The organism is Archangium sp. (genome assembly GCF_036388035.1).
Lineage (GTDB): Bacteria > Myxococcota > Myxococcia > Myxococcales > Myxococcaceae > Archangium.
The window spans coordinates 1-10,369 of the sequence record NZ_DASVSO010000075.1; the positions used below are offsets into that span (position 1 = coordinate 1).

The window sequence follows — 10,369 nt, forward strand, 5'->3', positions numbered from 1 at the left end:
CCACGCTGTTGGTGGTGCCCAGGTCGATGCCAATAATCTTGCCCACGGTGTGTAACCTCCGGAAATGATTGCGGAAAAGTACTTCGGGAACCGCCGGTACCCCCGATGTGTGACCAACGTAACCACCCACCCGGGGGTGTCAAACCGCGTCAAACCGCGTCACACGTTCGCCACCCGGACGCCATGGGTGCGTAACGCGCTCTCCACTTCCGCCACCGTTTGGTAGCAACCAGCCGAACGGGCGATCAGAAGCGAACGCGCCAACCCCTCGGAAATATTGGGGTGGGATACAGATAACGCCTCGCGTCAGCCATTGGCTGAGAAAGTGCACTGGACGGGAGACGCGTTGCCATCACGCGGCAACGCCATGCCCCTACCCCCCTTGGAGGCACCCCTCATGCTGGTCCAGCCGCTTCGGTCCGTGGATACCCGTCAGGTTCCATCCGTCTCCGGCTCCCCCGAGCACAAGGTCGCGGTCCTTTTGAACGCCAATGCGCGCCGGGTGGATGCCCGGGTCGTGAAGTCGCTTTCGCACGTGGTGCCGGAGCAGGACCTGTTCCTGTCGCGCTCGGAGCTGGACTGCCGGCGCATCGTCCAGACCGTGCTGGAGCGCAACTACCCGGTCGTGTTCACCGGCGGTGGCGACGGCACGTTCCAGTGCTTCGTGAACGAGTTCTTCCGCCAGCTCGAGCCGCGGGGTCGCTTCGCGGGCAAGCGGGCGCCGCGCTTCGGCGTGCTGAAGCTGGGCACGGGCAACGGCCTGGCCACGTACGTGAACGCGGGCTCGGGCGGCGATGGCATCCTCCAGGACGTGGTGCGCGCCCGCGCGGGCGAGGTGCCCGGCTACCAGCGGATGGATCTGCTGCAGGTGGACGGCCGGCGCGCGCCCTTCGCGGGCCTGGGCGTGGATGGGAAGGTGCTCAACGACTACATCTGGGTGAAGAGCACCCTGGGCAAGGGAATGCTCAAGCGGGTGCTGTCGGGCCCGGGCGGCTACTTCTCGGCGGTGGCCTTCAAGACGGTGCCGCACTACCTGACGAACTCGACGTGGGTGGACTGCGAGATCACCAACGGCTGGGCCGGTGAGGCGTACCGGGCGGGGCCAGATGGCAACCCGGTGGGCACGCCCATCGCTCCGGGACAGACGATCTTCAAGGGCCGGCTGATGATGGCGGCCGCGGCGACGATGCCCTTCTACGGGTACGGCTTCCGGATGTTCCCCTTCGCGGGGGAGCGCCGGGGGATGATGCAGCTGCGCCTGGGCCAGCTCCACGCGCCGACCATCCTGGCGAACCTGCCGAAGCTGTGGACGGGCCGCTGGTTCCCCGAGGGCCTCCAGGACTTCTACGCGCAGGAGGTCCACATCCGCTTCGCCAAGGCGATGCCGTTCCAGATTGGCGGCGACGCGGCCGGCTACCGCGAGGAAGTGAAGCTGAGCGTGGCCCCCGAGTCGGTGGAGCTGCTGAACTTCCACGGCGCCATGCACTGAGCGTCCGCCCCGTGCGGCCTCCCCTCTCCTCCGGGAGAGGGGCGAGGCCCACCGCCACGGGCGCGCCGACCTGAGGAACGACTCTACCCGCGGTCGCGCGTGGCCGGAGGCCGCTCCCCGGGCTCCTTGCGGCGGCCCACGAGGAAGGCGTAGCTCGCGGTGGCCTTGCCGTTCTCCCGGTGCAGGGCCATCTCCTCGCGCAACCAGCCACCCTGCTCGGGCGACGCCTTGGCGAGGTAGGGCTCGAGCTCCCGGTAGAAGGTGTCCAGCTCGGCGTCTTGAAGGGACTCGACGGACTCGGGCTCGAAGCCGGACTGCGCCAGGTGGTGGAGCAGCTCGCGGGGCAGCAGCAGCGGAGCGCCCAGGCGACGCTCCCAGAACTCGAGCACCGCGCGAGGTGTCACCCGTCCCACCCGTACCGGATAGGTAATGCCCACGCGGCCCTTGTGGGCCAGCAGGGGCCGCAGCGTGGCCAGCGTGTCGGAGAGGCCCATCAGCACCCGGCCCGGGCAGAGGATGGCGTCGAAATGGCCCTCGCGGAAGCCGGGCTTGGCGAAGTCCACGCGCCGCACCTCGACGCGTCCATCCAGCGCGAGTGAATAGACGCGCTCGCGCATGCGGGAGACCAACACCTCGTCCGAGTCCGCGGCCACCACCGAGCAGCCGAACTCCTGCGCCAGCAGCACGCTCGCCGAGCCAGAGGGCCCGCAGCCGAACTCCAGCACGCGCCCACCCTCCTCCAGTTGCGCCACCTTCGCGAAGCGCCGGATGGCCGCATCGGAGCTGAAGGGGCGCCGAGCATCACCAGGGAAGTAGAGCGGGAAGGGCTCGGCCAGACTCATGGGTAGCCTCTTCTACACCGCCCCCCCCGGGATCGCCAATTCCCCCGACGCCCCGGCGACCGTCCGGCGGTGGGCCGCCCTCAGAGGTAGTAGACGACCCGCTGCTCCTGCCGGAGCCGGGCATAGATGGAGCGGCGGTGCTCCTCGGACAGGAGGTACACCGAGACGCTCACGGAGACGTAGGTGCCCTTGCTGCTGGGCTGCTCCCGGATGGAATCCGGGGAGATCTCCGTCCCCATGAGCGTGCGGAACAGGGTCCGGACGTACTCCAGGAAGTCCGGCTCCTGCCGACCCATGACCTTGAAGGTGTAGACGGTAGGGTACTCGATGAGCGGCTTCTGCTCCTGGCCGGCACCGGTGCTGGTGGCGAGAACCTCTCCCTTACCGTCTCCACTCATGACTGCTTCCTCGGGCGGCGCAGGGGCCTAGAGCAGGTTGGCCGCGAGCTCGGCCAGGGCGCTGCGCTCGCCCTTCGCCATGGTGATGTGGCCCGCGATCTTCTCGTTCTTGAACCGGTTGACCACGTGGACGAGTCCGTTGTTGGTCGCGTCCACGTACGGGTTGTCTATCTGGAACGGGTCCCCGGTGAGAATGATTTTCGTGTTGTCGCCCACGCGGGTGATGATCGTCTTCACCTCGTGGGGCGTGAGGTTCTGCGCCTCGTCGATGATGATGTACTGGTTGGGGATGCTGCGCCCGCGGATGTAGGTGAGCGCCTCGATCTCCATCAGCCCCAGGTCGATGAGCTCGTGGTAGCCCCGGCCGGCCTTCTTGTCGGCGCGGCTGAGGTTCATCAGGAACTCCACGTTGTCGAAGATGGGCTGCATCCAGGGGTTCATCTTCTCTTCCATGGTGCCCGGCAGGTAGCCGATGTCCCGACCGAGCGGGAACACCGGCCGGCTGACGAGCAGCTTCTGGTAGGTGCCCTCCTCGGTCACCTTGTGGAGCCCCGCGGCGATGGCGAGCAGCGTCTTGCCCGTGCCCGCCTTGCCCACGATGGTGACGAGCTTGATCTCGTCATTCATCAGCAGGTCCAGGGCGAAGCTCTGCTCCATGTTGCGCGGGCGCACGCCCCACACGCCCTCGCTCTTCATGCCACGCAGCAGCGGCACCACCCGGCCCCGGGCGGCATTGAAGCGGCCCATGGCGGTGTGCGACGGGTTGGTCTCGTCCTTGAGTAGGATGAACTGGTGCGGCGCGAGCTTCTCCTGCCCGGAGATCTCCACCTCGGCGGCCGGCTTGTACATCTGGTCGACCATGTCGCGAGGGACCAGGCGCTCGGTGAAGCCCGTGTAGAGCTCGGTGATCTCCACCCGCTCGGCGTCGTAGTCCTCGGCCAACAGCCCCAGCGCGTCCGCGCGGATGCGGAGGTTGGTGTCCTTGGTGATGAAGACGGCCGGAGACTGCGGCTCGCGCTCCATCAGGTCGATGGCCACCGAGAGGATGCGGTTGTCCATCAGGTTGCTGTCCGCCATGGACAGCGGCAGGTCCCTCTCGGTGAAGCACACGCGCAGCACGCCGCCATGGGGCAGCTTCACGCCGTCCTTCAGTGACCCTTCCTCCCGGAACGCGTCCAGGTAGCGCGCCACCAGGCGCGCGTTGCGCCCCAGCTCGGAGAGATCGCGCTTGAACTGATCGATCTCCTCGATGACGTAGATGGGGATGATGACGTTGTGCTCTTTGAAGCCGTAGATCGAGCGCGGGTCGTGAAGAAGGACGTTGGTGTCGAGGATGAAGTTCTTTCGCATCGTGTGGAGCGCCACCTCGTAATGGGTGCGACCGCTGGAACCGACCGTGCGACGGGACTCCGACTGACGGACCGCTTCTGCGTCTGACTGCCAACCCGAATATAGGGCGGGCTTCCCATGCAGGCAGCCTTTCGGGCCGGATTGGGATGTAACGCACACGCTAACAAGCGGAGTCCTGAACGACTCCTGATCCGGAGATCACTGGACGGCGGCTCTTCAGGAGCTTCTCTAACGCCCCAGTGTCGCCAGAGCGACACTCCAGGGTGGCAAGGGTGCGGACCTTTGGAGGGCCCACCTGCGGCTACACGTAGCGGATCCGCACGATCGTGTACTCGATCTCGCCGCGAGGGCGCACCACCTCGACGGAGTCCCCCACCTTCTTGCGCAGCAGGGCGCGCGCGATGGGCGACTCCACGCTGATGCGGCCTCCCGCGGTGTCGATCTCGTCCGAGCCGACGATCTGATAGGTCACCCGCGCCCCATCCTCGTCCTCGAGCGTGACGGTGGCGCCGAAGTAGACGTGCCCGGTGTCGGTCTGCTCGGAGGGGGCGACGATGGTGGCGGTGTCCAGGCGCTTCTGGAGGAAGCGGATGCGCCGGTCGATCTCCCGCAGGCGCTTCTTGCCGTAGATGTACTCGGCGTTCTCCGAGCGGTCGCCCTGGGCGGCGGCGGCGGACACCTCGGCGGTGACCTTGGGCCGCTCCTCGTTGAGCAGGCGCAGCAGCTCCTTGTGCATGCGCTCGGCCCCCGTCCGGGTGAGGTAGCGGCGGTGGCCGGAGGAGCCTTTCTCCTCCTCCTCCTCGTCCCCACCCTCCAGTTCCAGCTCGTCGTTCTCCTGGGGGGCTTCCTCGGAATTCCGGACGTCTCGACCCATGGGCCTCTGTATAGCGCCTCCCCTGGGCGGCGGAAGGAAGGAGGCACGGGGGCGGGCCGTTGTCCGGTGGCCGTCAGGAACAGATGGGGACGATCGCCAGTAGAAGTCGGAAAGAAGTGCTGGTAGAGAGCGACCGGACGCCGGGGGTTGCGAAATCCGGTGGGCCACCAAAAAAGAATAGTGCGAGTCGCTAGCTCAGCTGGTAGAGCACCGGCCTTTTAAGCCGAGGGTCGGGGGTTCGAGCCCCCCGCGACTCACAGAGGTCCCCGTCGTCTAGAGGCCCAGGACGCTGGCCTTTCAAGCCGGTAACACGGGTTCGAATCCCGTCGGGGACACATAGAAGCAGAGGAAAACACGGGGTTGGACGGTCAAACCGTCCAGCCCCGTCCGTTTTCGTCCACCCAAGTTGCGTTAGAAGTGCGTTAGGCCGGAGCGGTGCAAGCGGTCCCCCCGGCGCGCTCGTTCGTGGCTATCGGGGCACGCGGCCATACTCCAAACGGCCTCGCCGGGACCCGCCAGGTCCTAGCTCCAACGGAGGGCCCGGCCATGCGTCTCCAAGCGTGCATCGCACTTCTGCTCTATGTCTCAGGCTGCGCCACGTCAGCACCCACCCCAACAGAGCCAGCGGCCCGGAACACGCGGCTTGCCAACCTCCAGCGAGCGGCGACGCTGCCCTGGACGGACGGAGGACGTTGCGCCGTCCAGGAGGCTTCCGAGTCCTGGCCCGTGCTGGCGGAGCGGTGCTTTCATGCCCTGGACCCTGACCGGATCGAGTTTCACGACCCCACGGGACGATGCGCGGTGGCCTCGACGGGTGCCGCTGCCGTGGGGCTCGGGGTCTGCGTGCTGGCAGCACCGGAGATCGTCGTGGGAGCGGTGGTCGTCGCGGGCGTGGTGGTGGTGGGCTTCGCCATCAAAGAGGCCCTGGATGCGTATGCGCTGGATATGGGTCGCCCCGAGGTAAGGCCCGTGCCTGAAACAACGCTCGCCCCACCGAAGCCCTCGCCGAAAAAAAGGCCCAAGCCGGAGCCCAAAGGGCCGGACTTCCCTCCCATTGGGCCAGCCGAAGTCACAGAACGCGATCGCCCCAGGTGCGAGCCCGTCCCAGTGCCGTATCACCTTGGTGGTAATACACTGCACGACACGTGCGCCGACAGAATTCCAAACAACAGCTTCCCCGGCGGGGATGTGTTCGTGAATGGGAAAAACTTCGACGCGCTGCAACTGGCCACGCGCACGCTGTGGGAGGTCAAGACCGACAACTTCGACACGTACACGGACGACCTTCGAGAAATTGTGGTCGTGAGTCAGGTGGAAAAGTTGCGGCATGAGCGCGCCCTCGCTCTGGCTTGTGGATTTGACTTCCGGGTCGGCGTGCGGAGCCCAGCGCACAAGGAGGCGCTGGAGTTCGCGGCCCGCGATCTTAACGGGCTCATCGTCGTCATGGAGTGGTGCTGAGATGCCGGCCACACAAAAAAATCAACTTGGCATGATCGTTTACGCGCCTGCACTCGTGGGCAATGATTGCCGCCCTTTGGCCGTTGTTCATGGAATGGAGCGCGCACTCCCCGGCTTGCGCTTGGAGTGGACGATTTCTAGCGAGGGGAAGCGCATCCCAGTGCCGCAGCGCGAGGCATTTCTCGCTCGAGGAAGGCCCAACGGGCGTGGATTTCCGCTCCTCCGCAACGGGGATGATGACTTCCGGGTCACGGTGACTGGATTGGAACTACCGGCAGACAGCTCGCCGGGTGGCCAGGCCCAGCTTGATATTCATGCGGTGTTGCCTCTGACCGTAGACGGCATCGCAGCGGCAGCGGAGGTGCTGGAAGCCATAGCGGAGGGCGCTCGCGCGTTCTGGGGGCACGCAACGCCCTTCAGCGCAGGGGTGGACATCGCGCGCCAGACGAAGAATCGGCCAGACGACCTGGAGCCTCCACCCCGAGGGCTGCCGGTGATCAAGTCCCCTGGTGCCATGCGCTCGCCTGAGATTCCGCATCACCTCGGGTGGCTCAACTACTGGTCGCCCGCTGCCTCAGAAGCCATCGGATTTCCGGACCCGGCCCGCGACGCGGAGTTGCTTTCACGCTCACGGCGTACCGCGACGGGTGGGTGGGTCGTGCAACTCACCGATGCGCCACTCGACCTGGACAACCCCACCCACCTGGACGCGCTCAAACGGGCCTACGAGCGCTTCCCGGAGATTGGCGGACGCTCCACCCCTTGAGGCTCGGCACGGCTCACCATGCAGCCAGGCGTTCAGCGGTTCGCTCGACGCATCGACTTCCTGAAGGGTTGGGCAACATGCTCCCAACGGCTGACGGCGCGGAGTCCCCAACTGGGGCTGAGTTAGGTTCCCCCTGGGCTTGGGCTCCTGGTATCGAGGACATCGCGTGGCTCCCGGAATGCGGGTAGACGAGGGGTGCTGACGCCGAGCGCCAGGGGACGTGAGGAAAAGCCATGGATTTTCGAGCTCGACTGGAGGCGCTCGCTGAGTTGCTCGGGCCCTGGTCCGAGCTCTGGTCTCGCTCCATCCTCCAGGACTGGCCGGAGTCCGGCGCCGCCTATCCCGACTCCTGGCTGTCCTATGCGGAATCCCTCGATGAAACGGGAGAGCGGAGGCTGGACCAGGGGGAGCTTCCCGGTGACCCGCCAGCGTCGCTGCATACGCTCCTGCTCGCGCTTCAGCGGCTGACCGGGCTGCCCTCGCACCAAGGTGCCCATGGGCTGACCACTACGGAGGCCCAGGGGCTCAACGCCAAGAAGACCCATGAGATCGAGCGGGTCCTCGCCCTCCTCGCGCCGAGGACGCGGGCCATCCGCCAGGCGGTCGACATCGGTGGCGGAGTGGGACATCTCGCTCGCCTCTGTGTGAGGACCTTCGACTGGACCTTCCACAGCATCGATCGGGATGCCGCGCTGCAGGAGAAGGGCCGGGACTGGCTGCGAAGAGCCCGGAGCCCGCAGGGGGACAAGCTGGGCTTCCTCCACGCCTCCGTCGAGGATGGGCCGCAGAGCGAGATCGACCCGCTCTTCCGCGGCCGGGACCGGGCCTCGATCGGCCTACATACCTGCGGGCCGCTCGCCCTCACGCAGATTCGCAAGAGCCAGGACGCGGGCTTCCTCCTGAACGTGGGCTGTTGCTACGACAAGCTGGACGCCGCACGGGACTACCCGGTCTCCCGCTTTGGGAAAACCCACCGCCTCCCCTTCACACGCTACGCCCTGGCGCTGGCGACACGGGAGCGGCACCACAAGAGCGAGGCCGAGTTCGCGCTGATGAAGCAGGTGTATGCGCACCGCTTCGCGTTCGCACTCCTCTCGAGGAGGGAGTTTCCCGAGCGCGGCTTCGCGCGGGCGGGGGATGCGCCCAGGGCGCTCTATGCGGGGAGCTTCGCCGTCTATGCGAGGAACCGGCTGGAGCGCCTGGGGCTCGAGACCGGCATGACGGACGCGGGGCTGGAGGCCTTCGAGGTGTCCGTCCGCTCCGAGACGAGGCGCATCCTCCTCTGTCATCTGCTGCGGGACCGGTTCGCGAGGGCACTGGAGGTCGTGCTCCTGCTCGACCGCGCGATCCTCCTGGAGGAGATGGGCTTCCGGGTCGAGCTCCTGCAGGTCTTCGACCCGCGCCTGTCCCCCCGCAACATCGCGCTCATCGCGTCCAACACATAGGGCGAAGAGGAGGCCCGTAGAATGATAAGGGTCCATTTCATGCGCACACTCACCCTGTTCGTGTCCCTGTTCCTCAGCTCCGTGCTGCCCGGTTGCATCCGGCGCGTCGCCGTTCCACCTTCGGCCGAGGAAGGACCTGTCCAGGATCCGCCGCCGGGCATGGTCGCGGTGAGCGTCGTCTCGGAATATGAAGAGCAGGCCTGGGACGTTTACGTCGGCAGGGACATGGTCTGCACCACGCCATGCACGCAGTGGGTCAGCCCGCGGCAGCAGCTGGTTTTGAAATCGCGGAATGGTGACAAGCTCTTCATCCCCGGTGTCGGCCTGGAAGCACTGAAGGCGCGCCACGCCATTCTGGTGGCAGAGGGCACTTCGTATGCGAAACAGGTGAATGGAATCGTCTTCACCACGTTTGGCGGCATGGGCGTGGTCACGGCCATCACGCTCACCGCGGTCGGGTGCAGCCAGGTGCAGGAGCGCGGAGGAATGTGCACGGCGGGGCTGATTACGGGCGGCGTCTCCGTCCCGGTCACTGCTTTTGCCCTGTGGATGCTGCTCGACTCTTCTCCGAAGGCGCACGTCCTCCCGGTCTTCCAAACCAAGGCTCACCATGGACAGCCGCCCGTGACGTTCTCTCTCGCGCCCAACGGAATCGCCGGGACGTTCTGATATGACCCTCGAAGACTGCCTCCCCCCGGACCTCAGGGGCCCCGCCACCACGATCACCCGGATCGCCGCCGGGCTCTCGGGCGCCGGCGTCTACCGCGTCGAGGCCGCCGGCAAGTCGTTCGTGCTGAAGATCGCCGCGGAGAGCGAGAATCCCGCCGACTGGCGCCGTGGGTTCCACGTCCAGCGCCTCGCCGCTGACGCGGGCCTGGCGCCTCGCATCGTCCACGCCGACGAGGCGCGGCGCGCCGTCCTCAGCGCCTTCGTCGCCGACCGTTCGTTCCTGGCCTTCTACATGGACCCGCGCACGCACGAGGCCGCGCTCACGCAGCTCGGCCGCACGGTGCGCCGCCTGCACGAGCTCCCGCCCCCCGTTGACGCGCGCCCGATCGATCCACGCGAGTTCCTCGTCCATACCTGGACCGCGCTCCAGACCGGCTTTTCCCTCCCGGACTTCGTCCGCGACGCCGTCCAGCGCGTGCTCGCCGAGGAGCCACCGGCCGACGGGCGCACTCCGGTCCTCGGACACAACGACCTCAACCCCACCAACCTCGTCTACGACGGCGAGAACATCCTGATCCTCGACTGGGCGACCGCCGGGCTGATGCACCCCTTCTACGATCTCGCGGCGATCTCGGTCTTCCTGCGCATGGACGAGGGAACCTGCCGGAGCTTGCTCGCGGCCCACGACGGCGAGCCGGTGGACACGCTCCCCGCCCGCTTCGCCTATACCCGGCGGCTGGTGGCGGTGTTCTGCGGCTCGACATTGCTGAACCTGGCCCGCCAGATGAAGCACCCGGGGGCCAGCGGAGCGGAGACGCTCGCCTCCACGCTCTCGCTCGCCGAGTTCTATCAGCGCCTTCGGACCGGCGCGCTGAACCTCGCCACGGCGGAGGGCCAGTGGGCGTTCGGTCTCGCCTTGCTCAAGGAGAGCCTCGCGCTTTGACGGCCAGGCCCGTCACTCCTCGCGGCCTCCCTGCCCGACGCGCTTTCCCGGCGGCTCCCCCAGGCCGGTGTCCTCCACGGCCAGGACGGCCGTGGCCTCCTCCTCGCTCCCCGAGTGCGTGGTGCCCGCGGTATC

The 10,369-nt window shown here is 67.0% G+C and carries 10 protein-coding genes and 2 tRNA genes; 8 read left to right on the forward strand and 4 right to left on the reverse strand.

What is annotated here, in order from left to right; all coding sequences use genetic code 11:
• The first annotated feature begins 397 nt into the window (after window positions 1–397).
• Window positions 398–1,489 (forward strand): diacylglycerol/lipid kinase family protein, encoded by a 1,092-nt coding sequence (locus tag VF697_RS03225; protein WP_331091992.1) that lies wholly within the window; start codon window positions 398–400, stop codon window positions 1,487–1,489.
• Window positions 1,490–1,572: 83 nt separating this feature from the next.
• Here the strand turns inward: VF697_RS03225 and VF697_RS03230 are convergent, their stop codons facing one another.
• The 4 genes from VF697_RS03230 to greB form a co-directional block, all read right to left on the reverse strand.
• The gene (locus VF697_RS03230) at window positions 1,573–2,331 is read right to left on the reverse strand and encodes an SAM-dependent methyltransferase (RefSeq protein WP_331091993.1); all 759 of its coding nucleotides are present in this window, start codon (window positions 2,329–2,331) and stop codon (window positions 1,573–1,575) included.
• Window positions 2,332–2,411: 80 nt separating this feature from the next.
• Complete coding sequence (locus VF697_RS03235) at window positions 2,412–2,729, reverse strand: HP0495 family protein (protein ID WP_331091994.1); 318 nt, start codon at window positions 2,727–2,729, stop codon at window positions 2,412–2,414.
• A gap of 27 nt (window positions 2,730–2,756) precedes the next feature.
• Window positions 2,757–4,079, reverse strand: a complete 1,323-nt coding sequence (locus tag VF697_RS03240) for a PhoH family protein (RefSeq protein ID WP_331091995.1) — start codon at window positions 4,077–4,079, stop codon at window positions 2,757–2,759.
• Window positions 4,080–4,380: 301 nt separating this feature from the next.
• A complete protein-coding gene (gene greB / locus VF697_RS03245; protein WP_331091996.1) occupies window positions 4,381–4,953 on the reverse strand; it encodes a transcription elongation factor GreB in 573 nt (190 codons plus the stop codon).
• A gap of 184 nt (window positions 4,954–5,137) precedes the next feature.
• On the opposite strand from greB, the gene VF697_RS03250 reads away from it, so the two are divergent.
• The 7 genes from VF697_RS03250 (at window position 5,138) to VF697_RS03280 (ending at window position 10,234) form a co-directional block, all read left to right on the forward strand.
• Window positions 5,138–5,210, forward strand: a tRNA-Lys gene (locus VF697_RS03250).
• A 5-nt stretch (window positions 5,211–5,215) separates the two neighbouring features.
• Window positions 5,216–5,288, forward strand: a tRNA-Glu gene (locus VF697_RS03255).
• A gap of 391 nt (window positions 5,289–5,679) precedes the next feature.
• Complete coding sequence (locus VF697_RS03260) at window positions 5,680–6,411, forward strand: DUF6310 domain-containing protein (RefSeq protein WP_331091997.1); 732 nt, start codon at window positions 5,680–5,682, stop codon at window positions 6,409–6,411.
• Window position 6,412: 1 nt separating this feature from the next.
• A complete protein-coding gene (locus tag VF697_RS03265) occupies window positions 6,413–7,177 on the forward strand; it encodes a DUF5953 family protein (protein ID WP_331091998.1) in 765 nt (254 codons plus the stop codon).
• 233 nt (window positions 7,178–7,410) lie between these two features.
• Entirely contained in the window at window positions 7,411–8,622 is a 1,212-nt protein-coding gene (locus VF697_RS03270) for a methyltransferase (protein ID WP_331091999.1), read from the forward strand.
• A 39-nt stretch (window positions 8,623–8,661) separates the two neighbouring features.
• Window positions 8,662–9,291 (forward strand): hypothetical protein, encoded by a 630-nt coding sequence (locus VF697_RS03275; RefSeq protein WP_331092000.1) that lies wholly within the window; start codon window positions 8,662–8,664, stop codon window positions 9,289–9,291.
• Between the two features lies 1 nt (window position 9,292).
• Window positions 9,293–10,234: a phosphotransferase gene (locus VF697_RS03280; protein WP_331092001.1), complete on the forward strand. Its 942-nt coding sequence runs from the start codon at window positions 9,293–9,295 to the stop codon at window positions 10,232–10,234.
• Window positions 10,235–10,369: the final 135 nt, after the last annotated feature.

Coding starts and splice junctions, on each gene's coding strand:
- VF697_RS03235 (WP_331091994.1), bottom strand. CDS start 2,729: ATGAGTGGAGACGGTAAGGGAGAGGTTCTCGCCACCAGCACCGGTGCC.
- VF697_RS03230 (WP_331091993.1), bottom strand. CDS start 2,331: ATGAGTCTGGCCGAGCCCTTCCCGCTCTACTTCCCTGGTGATGCTCGG.
- VF697_RS03275 (WP_331092000.1), top strand. CDS start 8,662: ATGCGCACACTCACCCTGTTCGTGTCCCTGTTCCTCAGCTCCGTGCTG.
- VF697_RS03270 (WP_331091999.1), top strand. CDS start 7,411: ATGGATTTTCGAGCTCGACTGGAGGCGCTCGCTGAGTTGCTCGGGCCC.
- VF697_RS03265 (WP_331091998.1), top strand. CDS start 6,413: ATGCCGGCCACACAAAAAAATCAACTTGGCATGATCGTTTACGCGCCT.
- VF697_RS03225 (WP_331091992.1), top strand. CDS start 398: ATGCTGGTCCAGCCGCTTCGGTCCGTGGATACCCGTCAGGTTCCATCC.
- VF697_RS03240 (WP_331091995.1), bottom strand. CDS start 4,079: ATGCGAAAGAACTTCATCCTCGACACCAACGTCCTTCTTCACGACCCG.
- VF697_RS03280 (WP_331092001.1), top strand. CDS start 9,293: ATGACCCTCGAAGACTGCCTCCCCCCGGACCTCAGGGGCCCCGCCACC.
- greB (WP_331091996.1), bottom strand. CDS start 4,953: ATGGGTCGAGACGTCCGGAATTCCGAGGAAGCCCCCCAGGAGAACGAC.